The following is a 16903-nucleotide window of genomic DNA, read 5'->3' as shown; positions in this document are numbered from 1 at the left end:
GTCCCCGGGGGGGGGTGGGGGGGCCCGCCCCGGGCCGGCCCCCACCCCCCACTGGGGGGTCACGGGGGGGGCCGTGCACCCGGGGCAGGGGTGGGGCCGGCCGGTGGCCGGCTCCTGCCGACGGACGGCACTTCGAGAGCCGGCCAGCGGCCGGCACTACTCCCAGCGGCGGGGGCCGTCGCCCTGATCGCCGAGCGTGTCGCCGGGGTTGGTCAGGCGGCAGCGTTTCAACGAGAGGCAGCCGCAGCCGATGCAGTCGGTGAGCTGGTCGCGCAGCAGCAGCAACTGCTCGATGCGCTGGTCCAGCTCGCTGCGCCACAACGCCGACATCTTCGCCCACTCGGCCTTGGTCGGCGTCTTGTTCTCCGGCAGCGCCGCAAATGCGGTCGCGACCGCCTCCAGCGGCATCCCGACCCGTTGGGCCACACGGATCACCGCCAACCGGCGCAGCACATCGCGGGCGAAGCGGCGCTGGTTGCCGGCGGTGCGCAGGCTGCGGATCAGCCCCTTGCGCTCATAGAAATGCAACGCCGAGACGGCCACCCCGCTCCGTTTGGCGACCTCGCCTACACTCAGTTCCTGCGCGATCACTGCTTGACCTCAACCATGGTTCAGGTGGCATCCTGCGCGCCGCTGGGGGTGCACTGCAAGCCCGGCGCTCCTCCCGATGTCTGGAACCCGCATGTCCGCTGAAGTTTCCTCTCCGCCCGCCACCGTCCCGGTGGAGGACACGCCGATCCCCTCGATCCTGTCGCCGGCCTACCGGGCGACCACGATCGGCATGGTCGCGCTGGTCTCGCTGCATGGCTTCGAGGCGTTGGCCGTGGCCGCCGCGATGCCCACCGTGGCCCATGACCTGGATGGGCTGCGCCTGTACGCGCTGGCGTTCGGCGGCACCCTGGCCACCAGCGTGATCGGGATGACGCTGTCCGGGCGCTGGAGCGACCAGCAGGGCCCGGCACGCCCGCTGTGGCTGGGCCTGGCGTGCTTCATCGCCGGCCTGCTGGTCGCCGGCTTCGCCCAGCACATGCCGGTGCTGGTGCTTGGGCGCCTGATGCAGGGGCTGGGGGCCGGCGCGATTTCCGTGGCGCTGTATGTGCTGGTCGGGCGCTCGTTCCCCGAGCCGATGCGGCCACGCGTGTTCGCCGCCTTCTCCGCCGGCTGGGTGGTGCCTTCGCTGATCGGCCCCAGCATCAGCGGCCTGATCGTGCAGCACCTGGGCTGGCGCTGGGTGTTTCTGATCGTGCCGCTGCTGGCGATTCCGGCGGCGTTGCTGCTGCGCCCCGCCCTGGGCCAGATCGGCGTGGTGGCCGCGGGCAGCACCGGCCGCAACGTCGTGCCCTGGGCCGTGGGTGCCTCCCTCGGCGCGCTCATGCTGTATATCGGCGGCCAGCAGCAGGGATGGCTCGCGCCAGCGCTGCTGGCACCGGCCCTGGCCGTGCTGGCACTGTGCAGTTGGAAGCTCCTGCCTACCGGCACGTTGACCCTGCGCCGCGGCCTGCCCAGCGTGATCGCGCTGCGTGGGATCGCGGCGTCCGCGTTTTTCGGTTGCGAAGCCTTCCTGCCCTTGCTGCTGCAGCGCGAGCGCGGCTTGACCCCGCTGTTGGCGGGCGTGGCACTGAGCCTGGGCGCGTTGGGTTGGTTTGCCGGCTCGTGGCTGCAGGGCCACCAGCAGCGCGGCTGGTCACGCCGGCAGTTGCTGCAGTCCGGCGCGCTGTTGATGTGCGTGGGCATCCTGGCCACGTCGCTGGCGATCCAGCCGGGCATGCCGCTGTGGTCGGCGATGGTGGGCTGGGTGCTGACCGGGCTGGGCATGGGACTGATCTATCCCAGCCTGTCGGTGCTCACGTTGTCGCTGTCAGCGCCGGCCCATCAGGGCGCCAACACCTCCGCCCTGCAGCTCAGCGAAGCCCTGGGCGTGGCGACCACGCTGGCCGTGTCCGGCTCGTTGTTCGCGCTGTTCCTGGAGGGCCGGGAAGCCCTGGGCTACCTGCTGACCTTCGCGATCATGCTGGTGCTGGCGATGCTCAGCGTGGCGGTGGCGCGGCGGATCTGAGCGCGGTGGCGTGGCGCGCGCATCCTCACGGATGCGTGTCGCCGACCTCTTTCAGGTCCTCTCGCAGGATGCGGCGGATCTCCAGCACGGCCTGCGGGGTCTCCTGCACGCTGTGCCCGGAGATGATCACCTTCTCCGATACCGCCCCCTCCAGATGCGCGCTCCAGTACGGCACCAGGCCATCGTCGGACTGCAGCAACGGCACCTCCGGTTTGCGCTGGGCGATGATCGAGTGGTACTTCAGCCCCGGTGTGATCGGCAGCGCGCCAGCGGCCTTCACGAACGGATCGCTGGCCTTGAGGTTGTCGATGCTGTTGGGAATCTGCAGCTTGGTGGTGCTGTTGGCCGATTCGGATTCCTGCAGGGTCAGGAACACATCCTCGAACTTGCCCAGGATGGTGATCGGCAACCGCACCAGCCGGCCGATCAGGCGCCCCAGCCGGTTGCCCGCGATGTCCGTGCCTTTGTGCGGCGCGGCGATGAAAATCACCCGCTCCACGTTCGGCTCGGCGGTGAAGTGCAGCAGCGGGCCGAGCTTGGCCTCGACGCGCTTCAGGCGCTCGCCCTTCAGATCGTAGTTGGCCAGCAGATCGTTCCACAGCACATCGCCGGAGGAGGTCACCAGCAGGCGTGCAAGCACGCCGCCCATGCTGTGGCCGATGAACACCATGTCCTTGGCGGCCGGCGTGCTGCCGGTCGGGTCGAAGTGCTTGAGCGTGTTGTTGAAGGCCTGGTTGATCTCGTAGCGGTTCAGCGCGATCGGGGCGTTGGTCGGGTAGTACACCTGCCAGACCTGGAAATGCCGGCGCAGCTCGGGATCGCCCATGATCTCGTTGGCCACGTTGACCCAGGCTTCCGGGCTGCTGCCCAGGCCATGCAGCATGAAGATGATGCGGCGATTCGGGTCCCACGGCTGCATCAGGTACATGTGCGGCGCGCCGATGCCTTCGCTCAGGCCGAACAGCGTGCGCAGCGACTGCGTGGCAAAGCCGGACTGGGCCAGCCACAAGCCGTAGGCTGCGGTGAAGTTGCCCGCCAGCGGAACCTTCTCACCGTGCAGGTCCACGCTCTCGGTGGACTCGGGCGAGTACACATCAAACAGCACCTGGGTGGTATCGAGCACCTGCTGCAGATTGTCACCCTTGAAGCGCAGCAGGGCGGTGGCGTTGATCGCCGACATCTCGCTGTACTGCGGAATCTCCGCCTTCCCGCCGTCGGCCGGTGCGACCAGCTTGGGTGGGTCCATGATCACCACCAGCTCGGCGCCGAAGCCATCGCGGCGATAGGTGCTGCGCAGCCCGGCAAAACTCACCGCCGAGGCGGACACCATCCGGGTCGGGATGCTCTGCATGCGCAGCTCATCGAAATCAGAGGTCAGCGTCCAGCGCTCCCCGGCCACGGCAGCGTTGTAATCCTCGCCTTCCAGCGCGCTCTCGCGGCTGCGCTTGAACACCACTGATGCGGTCTGCTCGGCGGCGTAGTTGTAGTAATCGCGTACCTGCGTCTGGCGATCCTCGAAGGCGCGGTCCGAAGGCGTGCGTCCGCTGAAGAACAGGTACGCATACGCATACCGCGCCGCTTCCAGCCACGCATCCAGGGCGGCGTCGGACATCGGCGTCTTTTCGCGGTCCTTGGGCTTGGGGGTCAGCGCCAACGCGGTCTTCACCCACAGCTCGGACTGCGCTGAAAGGCGCTGTTCCTCGGGCAGGACATCGGTCTCTTCCAGCGTCTTCTGGCAGCTGGCCACGTCCTTTTCGCACTGCGCCACGTCCATCCCGATCACGCTCAGCGTTTCCTGCGAGGCAGCGCTGAGCTTGCCCGAGGTCAGCACGTCGCCGCGCTTGTTGGCGAGGTATTCGGTCGGGGCCACCTGCTTCATGGTGACCATCGCACAGCCACTGGACAGCAGCAGCGAGAGCACCACGGCCAGCATCGGCAAGGCGCGGTGCGGCAACAGCTTCAATGCGGAACTCATGGAACGCTTCCCTGCCCTGTCCCCGGGACGTCCCGGCGGATCACCTGTGAAAAATCATCGTTTGCATTGCTCGCCCGCGCACGGTCGGTAATCCGCCCGCGTGCCTTCAGCGTCTCGAACGGTACCCCCGGCGTGAGCACCCCCAGATCGCGCGCGTATTCGGCGAAGTAGCCCGAGGCCAGCAGCCGGTAGTCCATCGGCAGGCCCGGCGCGATCTGCTTGGCCAGTTCGTACACGATGGTCGTGCAGTTGCTGGTCAGCGTGTTGTAGAACGCCGGCGCGGCATCGAGCTTGCGGGCCTCGCCGAGGTAGGACACGAACAGCGCCTTGAGCTGCTCCTGGGTCATGCCGTGCAGGCGGTACAGATAGACATCTTCGCCCCGCGCATTGGTGCGCGTGCGCACGATGTCGGTTTCCTCCGAAGCGACCAGGGTCATCTCGAACTTGCGGAAGAACCCGCCCAGCGCGGAGAACGACTCGCCGCGCTCCTTGCGGATCTCCAGCGAGAACACCAGGTAGCGACCGTCGTCGAAGCCGAAGGAAATCAGCGTATGCGCGATCGCCGGGCCCATCCAGTAGGACATGATCAGATCGGCCGAGCGCAGCTGGTCCAGGTTGTACTCGCGGCGTACCCAGCGCGCGTCGTAGTCGGTCTCGCTGCGCCAGGTGAAATCACGCACGTTGTCGAGCACCACACGCGGGCCATCCACCTCGACCACCTTCAGCCGCTGGGCGACATCATCGGCCCAGACGCGATCCTGACGTGGGGTGAGCAGCAGCCACCAGACGCCCGAGAGCACCAGCGCCACGCCGTACAGCACGCCCGGCCAGCGCCCGGCGCGCGCACGCGCCACCCCGATCGCACCGGTGACGGCAAATAGCGCCCACAGGCCGACCAGCACATACCGCACCCAGCCCGGACCCGGCAGCTGGTAGGCCAGCAAACCGGTGATCCACAGCGCCGCCAGCAGCATCAGCAACGCCAGCCCCCATCGTCCTGCCTTCTTCACGCATCGATCCGTCGTCTATCCGGGGCGCTAGTTAGCCATAACCCCTGTGTGCGCTGCATGTCGAGCCTGTTCAGCTTCGGGCCGGCGTTCACCCCGGACCCGGCACCACATGGCGTCGCCTGCCCACCCGATCGCATACTTGGCCACCAACGGCTACCCGGGAAGCGCCCCTCATGCAGGGATTGACCACCATCGGCGGCGTGCCGATCCAGCGCCACCATCTGCTGCGCTGCCACTGCGGCGCCGTCGTCCTGCGCCTGCACCTGCCCGACGGCGTGGTCGCGCCCCGGCGTTGCGACTGCTCCATGTGCCGCCGCCGCGGCGCGATCGTGGCCTCGGTGAAACTGGAGGATCTGGAGATCGTGCAGGGCCATGACGAACTGCGGCTGTATCAGTTCAACACGCACGTCGCCCGCCACCACTTCTGCGGCGTGTGCGGCATCTACACGCACCATCAGCGACGTTCTTCACCGGAGGAATATGGCTACAACGTCGGCTGCCTGGACGGTGTCAATCCGTTCGATATCGGCGAGGTGCCGGTGAATGACGGGGTCAACCACCCCGCCGATGCCAACCGCGCTTAGCGACGGCCCGGGCCGATCTTCTGCCACGGGGCCATGCCCTTGCGCCCATGCAGCAGCGGGCGCTTGAGCGGCAGCCGGCGCGGCATCGGGATGCCCACCCCGGGCGCGGCGGTATCGTCCTGGCGCAGTGACTCGGCACGCTGGCCGACCAGCAGGGCCGCCACTTCTTCCAACCCGTTTCGCATGGTCCGAGCGACCGTCTGCAGGGGATTCATGGCGTGTCTCCAAGCGGTGTGGGGACGATCTACGCTAATGGCGCACCGGCATTGAAACCGTGAACGGAATGGGTCAACAAGATGAAATCGGGGGTCCGGAGGGCATCTCCGTTCAGTGTTTTGCCACCGGATCGGGGCGGGCCTTGCCCAGGCGCCGCACCAGCACGAAGAACAGTGGCACCAGCAGGATCGCCAGCAGCGTGCCGGAGAGCATGCCGCCGATCACGCTGACACCGATCTCGCGCCGGCTCACCGCGCCAGCGCCGGTCGCCAGGGCCAGCGGGATCACGCCAGCCACGAAGGCCAGCGAGGTCATCACGATCGGCCGCAGGCGCAGGCGCGCGCCCTTCAGTGCCGCCTCCACCGCCGAGCTGCCCGCGCGGTACTCAGCCACGGCGAACTCCACGATCAGGATCGCGTTCTTGGCCGATAGACCGATCGTGGTCAGCAGCCCCACCTGGAAGTAAATGTCGTTGACGAAGCCCGCCGCGGTGGTGGCGATCACCGTGCCGATCACGCCCAGCGGGATCACCAGCATCACCGCCACGGGCACCGTCCAGCTCTCATAGAGCGCGGCCAGGCACAGGAAGATGAAGGCGATGGAGGCCGCGTACAGCCACAGCGTCTGGTTGCTGGACAGCTGCTCCTGGTAGGACAACCCACTCCACTGCAGCGCAAAGCCGGGCTGCTCGGCCACCAGCGTCTGCATGGTCTGCATCGCTTCGCCCGAGCTGCGCCCTTCGGCGGCACTGCCCTGGATCTGCATCGCCGGCAGACCATTGAAGCGCTGCTGCAGCTGCGGCCCGCGTGACCAGTGGCTGCTGGCGAAACTGGCGAACGAGGCCATCTGCCCGTTGCTGCCGCGCACATACCACTGGCCGATGTCGTCGGGCACGCTGCGGTAGGGCTGGTCGCCCTGCACGTACACGCGCTTGACCCGGCCGCGGTCGAGGAAGTCGTTGACGTAGGTGCCGCCCCACGCCGAGGACAGCGTTGAATTGATGTCGGCCTGGGCCAGGCCCAGCGCACTGGCCTGCGCCTGATCGATGTCCAGATGCAGCTCGGCCTTGTCGCCGAGGCCATTCAACCGCACCGAGGTGAGCCGGTCGTCATCGCTGGCAGCCTGCACCACCTTTGCCTGGGCGGCCTGCAGCGCCGGCCGGCCGGCGGCGCTGTTGTCCTGCAGCCACAATTCGAACCCGCTGGACTGTCCCAACCCGCGCACCGCCGGCGGCGCCAGCACGTTGACCTTCGCATCGGGCAGGTTGCGGAAATGCGCGTTGGCGCGGGCGATGATCGCCCCGGCGCTGTGCCTGGCATCGCGTTCGGACCACGGCTTGAGCGCCATGAACCCCTGCCCCGCGTTCTGCCCGGTGCCGGCGTTGTTGCGGCCGACCACCACGAACACCACGTCCAGGCTGTCCTTCTCGTGCTCCATGAAATAGCGACTGATCTGCTCGCCCAACGCCTCGGTGCGCGCCATCGGCGTGCCTTCCGGGGTGGAGAACTGGAACGTCACCTGGCCCTGATCCTCCACCGGCAGGAAGCCGGTCGGCATCCGTGCATACAACGCGACCACCCCCACCACCAGCAGCACGTAGAAGGCCATCCAGCGACGCGGGTGCGCCACGATGCCGCCCAGCTTGCCGCGGTAGCCGTTCTGGCTGCGCTCCACGCCGCGGTTGAACCAGGCGAAGAAGCGGCCCGGTGGCTTCTGCGCGCTCGATGGCTTGAGCAGGGTCGCGCACAACGCCGGGGTGAGCGTCAGCGCGACCAGTGCCGACAGCGCCATCGCCGAGGCGATCGTGATCGAGAACTGCCGGTAGATGATGCCGGTGGAGCCGCCGAACAAGGCCATCGGCAGGAACACCGCGCCGAGCACCACGGTGATGCCGACCAGCGCACCGGTGATCTCGCCCATCGATTTCTCGGTCGCCTCGCGCGGCGGCAGGTGCTCCTCATGGATGATGCGTTCGACGTTCTCCACCACCACGATCGCATCATCCACCAACAAGCCGATCGCCAACACCATCGCGAACAGGGTGAGCGTGTTGATGGTGAAGCCAGCTACCGCCAGCACGCCGAACGTGCCCAGCAACACCACCGGCACGGTGATGGCCGGGATCAAGGTGGCGCGCAGGTTCTGCAGGAACAGGAACATCACCACCACGACCAGCACGATCGCCTCGATCAGGGTGTGGATGACCCCCTCGATGGAGACCCGCACGAACGGCGTGCTGTCGCGTGGGTAGGCCACTTCCAGCCCGGGCGGGAAGCTCGGGCGCAACCGCTCGATCTCGGCGCGCACCGCATCGGCGGTCTCCAGCGCGTTGGCACCGGAGGCCAGCGTCACCGAGAAGCCTGCTGCGGGATAGCCGTTGAGGAAGCTGCTGGTCTGGTAGTTTTCCGCGCCAATTTCCACCCGCGCGACATCGCTCAGGTGCACGGCCGCGCCACTGGGCAGGGTGCGCAGGATGATCGCGCGGAACTGCTCGGCGGTCTGCAGCCGCGACTGCGCGGTGACGGTGGCGTTGAGCGCCTGCGCCGGCCCGGTTGGCAACGCGCCCAGCTCACCGGCGGTGACCTGGGTGTTCTGCGCCTGGATCGCGGTGCGCACATCCGAGGGCATCAGATCGAACGCGCGCAGCTTGTGCGGGTCCAGCCAGATGCGCATCGCATAGGGCGAACCGAACACGTTGATTTCGCCCACGCCGGGAATGCGGCTGATCGGGTCCTGCACATTGCTGACCAGGAAATCGGAGACGTCCACCCGTTCCATGCGCCGGTGGGTGTCATACAGCGACACCACCATCAGCGAATCACCCTGCGATTTGGCCACGGTGACGCCCTGCTGCTGTACTTCCTGCGGCAGCCGGTTGATCGCCTGGTTGACGCTGTTCTGCACCTGCACCTGGGCAATGTCCGGGTTGGCGCGCTGGTCGAAGGTGACCGTGATCCGCGCCTGGCCCGAAGACGAACTGGTGGAGGAGAAATACAGCAGGTGGTCGATGCCCTTGATCTGCTGCTCGATCACCTGGGTGACGCTGTCTTCCACCGTCTGTGCCGAGGCACCGGTGTAGTTGGCGGTGATGTTGACCTGCGGTGGCGCGATGTCCGGGTACTGCTCCACCGGCAACTGGGTCACCGCGATGGTGCCCAGCGCCATGATGCAGATGGCCAGGACCCAGGCGAAGACCGGGCGGTGGATGAAGAAGCGCGGCAGCATCGGCGGCTCAGCCTTCGCCGGCCGGCGCGGCGGCGGGCGCCGCGGCCGGTGCGGCTTCGCGCGCGGGCTTGATCCGTACCGTGGCGCCTTCGCTCAGCCCCTGGCGGCCACTGAGCACGACCTGCTCACCGGCCCGCAGACCCTCGAGCACCAGCCACTGGTCACCCACCGCGCGCGCCGTCCCGAAGGTGCGTTGATGCACGCGTCCGTCCGCGCCCACCACCCACGCCAGCGCCTCGCCCTTCGGGCTGCGGTCCACGGCGGCCTGCGGCACCAGCAGCGCCTGCTGCTGCGTACCCTGGCCGACCTGGGCGCGCACGTACATGCCGGGCAGCAGCTGGCCCTGTGGATTCGGGAACTGTGCCCGCAGGGTGATGCTGCCGGTTTCCTGGTCCACATCGATGTCGGCGAATTCCAGCGTGCCGGTCAGGGCGTAATCGGTGCCGTCGGACAGTTTGAGCTGCACCGGCGCGGTCGTCGCTTCCACGCCGCCGTCGGCGATCGCGCGGCGCAGCGCGAGATACTCGTTGCTGGACTGGGTGATGTCCACGTTCATCGGGTCCACCTGCTGGATGCGCGCCAGCGGCTCGGCCTGGCCGTTGGTCACCAGCGCGCCCGGGGTGAACAGCGCGCGGCCGATCCGCCCGCTGATCGGCGCGGTCACCCGCGCAAAGCCCAGGTTGGTGCGTGCGGTATCGCGCACCGCCTGCGCCGCCTGCACCGCCGCCTCGGCCTGCTGGTGGGTGGCCACCGCATCATCCACGTCCTGCTGCGCCGCCAGTTGACCGACGCCGAGCTGCTGCATGCGCTTTGCACGCAACCCCGCCGCCACCGCACTGGCCTCGGCCGTGCGCAGGTTGGCCTGCGCTTCGTTCACCGAGGCCTGGTACAGCGCCGGTTCGATCTGGAACAGCGGCTGCCCGGCTTTCACCATCTCGCCCTGCTCGAACAACCGCGCCTGCAATACCCCGGACACCTGCGGGCGTACATCCGATTCCTGAGAGGCCACCGTGCGTCCGGGCAATTCCTGGGCCAGCGCCAGCGATTGCGTCTGCAGGGTCAGCACCGTCACCTCCGGCGCCGGTCCCTTTGCCTTGGGCGCTTCCTTGCTGCAGGCGGCCAGCCCCAACGCCACGGCCAGCCCCAGCAGCGGCAGGCGCCAAGGGCCGGACAACAGGCCGGGGGCCGGGGAGGACGGGAGCGGATCGGTCATGGGGGACGGTATTCCAGGCGTGAACGGGGCACATGGCCCCGGGCGGCAGGGCCACTGCTCGGGGCGAATATAGGAGAAGCGGGGCGAGGATCCGGCGAAAACCGCATGAAACATTTTTCATTTGCAGTCCCTCCGGGGGGTTGCGACGATGCACCGGTCCCAATCGTCAAAGTGGCCCATGCCGCGCGTACTCACCATCGAGGACGACCTCGTCACCGCCGAGGAGATCGCCACGGAACTGCGCAGCCACGGCTTCGAGGTGGACCGGGTGGGCAATGGCGAGGACGGCCTGGCCATGGCCTGCCGCGGCGACTACGCCGTGATCACCCTGGACCGCATGCTGCCGGGCATGGATGGCCTGGCCCTGGTCACGGCCCTGCGGCGCCAGGGCATCACCACCCCGGTGCTGATGATCAGCGCCCTTTCCGATGTAGATGAGCGGGTCCGGGGCCTGCGCGCCGGCGGCGACGACTACCTGACCAAACCCTTCGCCTCGGACGAAATGGCGGCCCGCGTGGAGGTGTTGATCCGTCGCCACGGGCAGCCAGCCGTGGCGGAGAACCAGTTGCGCGCCGGTGACCTGGAGCTGGACCTGATGACCCGCACCGCCCGCCGCGCCGGCGAGGAGATCACCCTGCTGCCGACCGAGTTCAAACTGCTGGAATTCCTCGTACGCAACGTCGGCCAGGTGGTCACCCGCACCATGTTGTTCCAGGAGGTATGGGGCTACCACTTCGATCCCGGCACCAACCTGATCGACGTCCACATCGGGCGCCTGCGCAAGCGCATCGACCAGCCCGGGCGTGCCCAGCCGATCCGCACCGTGCGTGGCACCGGCTATGTCCTGGACGACCATGTCTGATCACTGGCGTTCCTCCAGCAGCCGGCTGCTTGGGCTGTACTGCGTACTGTTCGTGGCCTGGTCCAGCGTACTGCTGGGGGTGATGTACTGGCGCGTCTCGGACTACCTCAACGACCTCGCCGAGTCCGGCCTGCAGCAGCGCGCGCACCTGTTCGAGAAGTTCGAGGGCCCGGCGCTGGACGATGCGCTGCGCGACAGCCTGCGCTATGACCTGCACGGGGCGTATGCCTACGGCATCTTCAGCCGCAGCGGGCAGCCACTGTCCGGCCCACTCCTGGCGATTCCCGATGGCCTGAGCATCGACGGGCACGCGCAGGCGGTGGAACGCTGGTCCCTGCGTAGTGGGCCGATCAAGGCGCCCGGGCGCGCGCTCGGCGTGGAAACGCAGGATGGCCGGCTGCTGGTGTTCGTTCGCCAGAGCGGCAAGCTCTCTGCGGTCAACAGCATCATTCTCGATGCGCTGCTGTGGGGCGTCTCGTTGACCGTCCTTCCCGGCCTGGCCGGCTGGCACATCCTGCGCCGGCGCCCGCTCAAACGGATCCAGCAGATCGAGGCCGCGACCAACCGCATCATCGCCGGCGATCTCGGCCAGCGTCTGCCCGTGTCCGGCCACCCGGATGAGATCGACCGTCTCTCGAGCATCGTCAATGCCATGCTCGAACGCATCGAGCAGCTGATGACCGAGGTCAAGGGCGTGTGCGACAGCATCGCGCATGATCTGCGGACCCCGCTCACCCGCCTGCGCGCGCATCTCTACCGCACCCGTGTCGGGCTGGAAGAAGATGACCCGCGTGCCGCGCAGCTGGACAAGGCGCTGACCGAAACCGACCGGCTGATGGCGCGCTTCGGGGCGCTGCTGCGCGTCTCCGAACTGGAAAGCCACCAGCGCCGCTCGGCCTTCGTCGAACTGGATGCGGGCGAGCTGCTGCAGGAACTGCACGCGTTCTACCTGCCACTGGCCGAGGAGAAGGACCAGCAGCTGCTGCTGGAGATCACCCCGCAGGTAGGCACGCTGTGGGGCGACCGCGAACTGCTGTTCGAGGCGCTGGCCAACCTACTCTCCAACGCGTTGCACTTCACCCCGGCGCAGGGCCGGATCGTGCTTCGCGCGGTGGATGACCACGGCGCACCGCGCATCGATGTGATCGACAACGGCCCCGGCATTCCGCCGCAGGATCGCAGCCTGATCTACCAGCGCTTCTTCCGCGGCGGTAGCGGCGGCGAGACGACCGAGGGCTTCGGGCTGGGGCTTTCGATCGTGGCCGCCATCGCCGGCCTCCATGGGTTCCGGGTCCGCGCCGGGGATGCGCCGGGCGGCGGCGCATGGCTGAGCATCCGCTGCGCGGCGGAGGGGCTTCGCTGACACCCGGCCGCCTGCACATCGCGGCGATGCGGTAGCCACTAGCATCGGCGGCGACGCTTGATTCGCTGCAAGGTGTACCCCTCGATGTCCTCATTGCCCGGCCCGCGCTTCCTCAACACCATCCTGCTTGGCGGCGACACGGCCGGGAAACTCGGTGCCGCCGCCGCGGCAGGGTTCGCACAGGTCGAGCTGTGGCGTGAGGATGTCGAGTCCTCATCCGTCGCCGAGGTGCGTGCAACCCTGACGCGCACCGGCCTGCAGCTCACCGACGTGCAGGTGCTGCTGGATTTTGATGGCGCTTCGGCGGCCACCCGCGAGGGCAAGCGTGCAGAGGCACTGTCCTTGCTTACGCTGGCGCACGACATGGGCGCAGGCACGGTGCTGGTGCCCGCCTGCACCGCGACCGACTACGTGCCCGACCGCGTCACCGACGACCTGCGCTGGCTGTGCGCGCGTGCCGCCGAACGTGGCCTGCGCATCGCCTACGAAGGCATGGCCTGGAGCCGCCTGCATTCCACCCTGCCCTCTGCGTGGCAGCAGATCGAGCAGGTCGGCGCGCCCAACCTGGACATCGTGGTCGATGCCTTCCACCTGTTCGCCGCCGGGCGCACCGCCGACGATCTGCACGACGTGCCGGTGGAGCGCATCGCGCTGGTGCAGCTATCGGATGTGCTGACCCAGCCGTTGCCCGGCCAGGTCACCACGCAGGCGCGGCATCACCGCTGCCTGCCGGGCGATGGCCTCTGGCCGCTGGAGACGCTGATCGATGCGCTGGCCGCGATGGGTTACGGCGGGCCGATCGGGCTGGAGGTGTTCAACGATGCGCTGAAGGCCCGCGATCCACATGCGGTGGCACGTGAGGCCATCGCCGCGCTGGAGGCCGTGCTGACGCGCTGACGCTCGACGGCTGCCACCCGCGGGCCGTGTCGGGAAATCCGGCAAGCGCAGGACGTCAGGACGTGAGCGGGTGTCAGCGTGGTTCGACTGCCGACTTGGCGATCTGCGGCCACTGCCTGGCGACCGCCTCGATGTTACCGGCCACTACGGCCCGCAGATCGCGCGGATAGCGCACGCCCTCGGCCTCGCTCAGCCGCGTGGCATGGAACTGGCCGTTGCTGGCGCGCAGAATCCAGCCACCCTCGATGCAGGCGCGCGAGGCCAGGAACACGACGCCCGGCGCCACGGCCTCCGGGTGCAGCTCATCCGGCTCGCCTTCCACGCCCCACATGCGGGTCTTGGCCACGGGTGAAACCGCGTTGACCACGATCCCATGCGCGGCGCCTTCGGCAGCCAGCACATTGACGATGCCGACCGCGGCCGACTTCGCCGCCGCGTAGGCCGCCAGCCCGTGCTGCACGTACTGCGGGTACAGCGCGCGGTCGGAGGTGGTCAGCACGATGCGGCCATGCCCCTGCGCCTGCATCGCCGGCCACGCGGCCTGGGCGAGCCACAACGGCGCCTTGGCCGCGACCGCCATCATGTGGTCGAAACGATCCTCGTCCACCGCATCGATCAGCTGGTACTCGACCCAGCCCGCGTTGTGCAGGATCACGTCCAGGCGGCCATGCCGCTGCAGGATATCGGCGACCCGTGCAGCGGCCGCGGAGCGGGACTGGATGTCCTGGTGGCTGGCCTCGACAGAGAGCCCCTCTGCACGCAGACGCGCAACAGCGTGATCGATCCGCTGCGGATCACGGCCGGTACCGTCCAGCGTAGCGCCCACGTCCTGCATCACCACATGCGCGCCGCGCTGGGCCAGCAACCGGCTGTAGGCGAAGCCGAGGCCGCCTGCGGCGCCGGTGACCAGGGCGACCTGCCCGGCGAAAGAAAGTGTGTCGTTGATCGTCATGCGGACAGCATCCGCCCTGGACAGCGCGGATGCCAATACCGATGACAGCTTGCTGCGATACGCAGGGCGTATCGCACACGAGATGCTTAGCGGTGCGTGGGCTCGACGATCACCGCCGTGCCGTAGCACAGCACTTCGGTCAGGCCGGTCATCACGTCGGTGGCGTCATAGCGCATCGCGATGATCGCGTTGGCGCCCAGCAGCCGCGCATGGTTGGACATGTCCCGGTAGGTCTCTTCGCGCGCCTGCTCGCACAGCTGCGTGTAGATGGTGATGTTGCCGCCGAAGATGGTCTGCAGCCCGCCGAGGAAGTTGCCCACGATGGAACGCGAACGCACGGTGATGCCACGCACCACGCCCAGGCTGCGCACCACGCGGAAGCCGGGCAGCTCCATCGCCGTGGTCACCATGGAATCATCGAGCCGGGTTGCCGGGCCTGCGCGGCCACCGCTGTTGTAAGGATCTGCCATTGCTGCCTTATCCAGGTTGAGAGTATCGATCCGGCCAGCACGCAGGGTGCGGCTGGCGCTGGCGGAAGGATAGCGCCAAGGCAAGCAAGGAAGCGACGTCCCGTGGCGCCCGGCGGCGCCCCTATACCCCGCCGAGCCTGACCACCTGGTACACCGCGATATTCCGCTCGGCCAGCGCACGCACCACCTCGGGAATCAGCTGCATCGGCAGGTCCACTTCATAGCCGTGCGGACGGGCGTGCAGGAGCGAGGCGTCGAAGTCGAAGGCAGGATTGTCGCTGGCGCGTTGAACGAGGAACGTGGTGATCGCATCGCGGGCGATGTCCTCCGATTCCCCGACTTCGACATACACCCGGTACAGCGTGTCGCCGTAATCATCGGGCGTGCCGTGCACGGAAGTCACCGTTGGATCGGTCATCGCGTCCTCCTGTGTTGGCGCAAGCGCCGGGCCAGCCGAAACCATACACCTCGGTCGGTCCACAGCGCCTGCACACAGTCGCACTTCCGGCAGCCCTCAGCGCCCCCGCGGATCGACCAGATCGCTCTTGCTCCGCGCAAACACCGGCGCCCCCACGTCCAGCTCCGCATCACCCACCGGCCGACCTGCCAGGAAGTCCGTGATGCCCGCGGCGATGGCGGGATTCCCGAGCCACAGTTCGTTGTCGTGGCTGGCCCCGCGCACCCGCAATGTGCGGCTGTCGCTGAAGCCCGGCCGCAGCGCCTCGGCGTTGGCCGGCGGCGTGCGCCCATCCAGCGTGCCACTGATGAACAGCACCGGCACGTTGCTGCGCAGTGGCCCGCGGAAAGCATCGCCAAGATCGACCAGCCCCAGGCCATCCCCCAGTGCCGGGAAGGGGAAGTTCAGCGCATCGCCGAACAGGCTCTCGCGTGCCTGCGCCTCGGCCAGTGCGCGGCGCTGCGGAGTCTGGCCCGAGGCCACATCCATCGCCAGCGACATCGCGCCGTAGCTGCCGTACTCACTGCGCAGCAGCAGGACCATCGCCGCCAGCAGATCGTAGTCGCCGTTCTCGGCATCGCGCAGGATCAGCGGCAGCCACTGCTGGGTCATGCGGCGCCCGAGACAGGCACTGATCGCCAGCTGCGCGTCGTACGCGCCGATCATCACGGGCTTGCCGCCATGCATGACACTGTGGCCCTGGCGCGGCTGCTCGCGCAGGGCCGCCAGCACGCGCGTGGCCGAGCCGGTCAGATCATCGAAGCCCGCTCCTTTGGCCAACACGCCCAGCTCCGCCAGCAGCGCATCGGCCGACAGCGGCAGCTTCAAGGTGTCATCAGGTCCTTCCGTCCCCATCAGCACCACGCGGTCCAGACCGGCGCCGTGCAGGCGCACCGTGGCCAGCGCCAGATGCGTGCCATAGCTCATGCCCCACAGGCTGATCTTCGGCACCTTCAACGCACGCCGCAGGTCCTCCAGATCGCCGGCACTTTCCGCGGTGGTGTAGGCCCCCAGGTCCACGCCCGTCTCCCGCCAGTACGCCACGCAGCGGGCGGCAACGTCACGCAGCGCGGCGAGCGCCGCATCGTGCTGCAGCGGCTTTGCATCGTCGAACGTGTGCTCATGCGGGCACGACGGCGGCGGCTCCGACTCACCCGCCCCGCGCTGATCGAGCAGCAGCACGTCGGTTTCGCGCCGGACCTGATCGAACACCGGCCAGCGCGGTCCGCGCCCGGTCCCGATCCCCGAGCCCCCCGGACCACCGGCAAGGTACACCACGGGCGACGCATTGCCATCGCCACCCGTTGCCGGCAGGCGCACCACCCGCAGGCGCATGCGCGGGCCGTTGGGGTCGGCATGCCGGCGCGGCACCTCCAGGTAGCCCGCCTCGGCCGCGATCGTGCCGTGCTTCTGTGTCTCGAACGCATAGGGGGCGAACACCAGCGGCGCCGCCGCATCACGTGCCAGCACAGGTGACGCACCGACCAGGGTCAGGCAGAGCGCTGCCCACCGCGTGACCGGCAGGCACAGGCCGGGAGCAGGAGAACGGAACAGGGACATCGGGACGTTGGACATGACGGACTCCGGGTGGGAGGTAAGGGAATCGAGCACCGAGTGACGGCG

General features: G+C 68.3%; 15 protein-coding genes. 5 read left to right on the top strand and 10 right to left on the bottom strand.

Annotated features, from left to right (window positions below):
• Positions 1-156: 156 nt before the first annotated feature.
• Complete coding sequence (gene soxR, locus ABE422_RS15485) at positions 157-591, bottom strand: redox-sensitive transcriptional activator SoxR (protein ID WP_176990998.1); 435 nt, start codon at positions 589-591, stop codon at positions 157-159.
• Between the two features lie 91 nt (positions 592-682).
• On the opposite strand from soxR, the gene ABE422_RS15480 reads away from it, so the two are divergent.
• On the top strand, positions 683-2056 hold the full coding sequence (locus tag ABE422_RS15480) for an MFS transporter (protein ID WP_313217431.1): 1374 nt from the start codon (positions 683-685) through the stop codon (positions 2054-2056).
• Positions 2057-2081: 25 nt separating this feature from the next.
• Here the strand turns inward: ABE422_RS15480 and ABE422_RS15475 are convergent, their stop codons facing one another.
• Together ABE422_RS15475 and ABE422_RS15470 are read right to left on the bottom strand one after the other, a co-directional pair.
• Complete coding sequence (locus ABE422_RS15475; protein WP_313212146.1) at positions 2082-3989, bottom strand: alpha/beta hydrolase; 1908 nt, start codon at positions 3987-3989, stop codon at positions 2082-2084.
• A 38-nt stretch (positions 3990-4027) separates the two neighbouring features.
• Complete coding sequence (locus ABE422_RS15470) at positions 4028-5005, bottom strand: DUF4105 domain-containing protein (protein WP_313219144.1); 978 nt, start codon at positions 5003-5005, stop codon at positions 4028-4030.
• 209 nt (positions 5006-5214) lie between these two features.
• Here ABE422_RS15470 and ABE422_RS15465 point away from each other — a divergent pair, with 209 nt between their 5' ends.
• A complete protein-coding gene (locus ABE422_RS15465) occupies positions 5215-5625 on the top strand; it encodes a GFA family protein (protein WP_346483270.1) in 411 nt (136 codons plus the stop codon).
• Here the strand turns inward: ABE422_RS15465 and ABE422_RS15460 are convergent.
• The 3 genes from ABE422_RS15460 to ABE422_RS15450 form a co-directional block, all read right to left on the bottom strand.
• Positions 5622-5840: a hypothetical protein gene (locus tag ABE422_RS15460; protein WP_143592064.1), complete on the bottom strand. Its 219-nt coding sequence runs from the start codon at positions 5838-5840 to the stop codon at positions 5622-5624. The two genes, ABE422_RS15465 and ABE422_RS15460, sit on opposite strands and share 4 nt — an antisense overlap.
• 112 nt (positions 5841-5952) lie before the next feature.
• Positions 5953-9066 carry an efflux RND transporter permease subunit gene (locus ABE422_RS15455; protein WP_346483269.1) on the bottom strand — a complete coding sequence of 1038 codons (3114 nt, stop codon included), beginning with the start codon at positions 9064-9066 and terminating at the stop codon, positions 5953-5955.
• Between the two features lie 7 nt (positions 9067-9073).
• Positions 9074-10279: an efflux RND transporter periplasmic adaptor subunit gene (locus ABE422_RS15450; RefSeq protein WP_346483268.1), complete on the bottom strand. Its 1206-nt coding sequence runs from the start codon at positions 10277-10279 to the stop codon at positions 9074-9076.
• 178 nt (positions 10280-10457) lie between these two features.
• On the opposite strand from ABE422_RS15450, the gene ABE422_RS15445 reads away from it, so the two are divergent.
• From ABE422_RS15445 to ABE422_RS15435, 3 genes are all read left to right on the top strand, one after another.
• A complete protein-coding gene (locus ABE422_RS15445; protein WP_313212127.1) occupies positions 10458-11141 on the top strand; it encodes a response regulator transcription factor in 684 nt (227 codons plus the stop codon).
• Positions 11134-12504 (top strand): ATP-binding protein, encoded by a 1371-nt coding sequence (locus ABE422_RS15440; protein ID WP_346466561.1) that lies wholly within the window; start codon positions 11134-11136, stop codon positions 12502-12504. The genes ABE422_RS15445 and ABE422_RS15440 overlap by 8 nt, the downstream gene beginning before the upstream one ends.
• Before the next feature lie 84 nt (positions 12505-12588).
• Entirely contained in the window at positions 12589-13401 is an 813-nt protein-coding gene (locus ABE422_RS15435) for a sugar phosphate isomerase/epimerase family protein (protein WP_346483267.1), read from the top strand.
• Between the two features lie 73 nt (positions 13402-13474).
• On the opposite strand, the gene ABE422_RS15430 is transcribed toward ABE422_RS15435, so the two are convergent.
• From ABE422_RS15430 to ABE422_RS15415, 4 genes are all read right to left on the bottom strand, one after another.
• On the bottom strand, positions 13475-14353 hold the full coding sequence (locus ABE422_RS15430) for an SDR family NAD(P)-dependent oxidoreductase (protein ID WP_346483266.1): 879 nt from the start codon (positions 14351-14353) through the stop codon (positions 13475-13477).
• Positions 14354-14439: 86 nt separating this feature from the next.
• Positions 14440-14823, bottom strand: a complete 384-nt coding sequence (locus ABE422_RS15425) for a YbjQ family protein (protein ID WP_313212122.1) — start codon at positions 14821-14823, stop codon at positions 14440-14442.
• A 121-nt stretch (positions 14824-14944) separates the two neighbouring features.
• On the bottom strand, positions 14945-15241 hold the full coding sequence (locus ABE422_RS15420; RefSeq protein WP_313212121.1) for a hypothetical protein: 297 nt from the start codon (positions 15239-15241) through the stop codon (positions 14945-14947).
• A 96-nt stretch (positions 15242-15337) separates the two neighbouring features.
• Positions 15338-16855 carry an alpha/beta fold hydrolase gene (locus tag ABE422_RS15415; RefSeq protein WP_346466559.1) on the bottom strand — a complete coding sequence of 506 codons (1518 nt, stop codon included), beginning with the start codon at positions 16853-16855 and terminating at the stop codon, positions 15338-15340.
• Positions 16856-16903 lie beyond the last annotated feature (48 nt).

The organism is Stenotrophomonas sp. TWI1151 (genome assembly GCF_039673135.1).
In the GTDB taxonomy this organism is placed as follows: Bacteria; Pseudomonadota; Gammaproteobacteria; order Xanthomonadales; family Xanthomonadaceae; genus Stenotrophomonas.
Note: the sequence above shows the minus strand (reverse complement) of the source record. Positions and strands in the feature narration are given on the sequence as shown.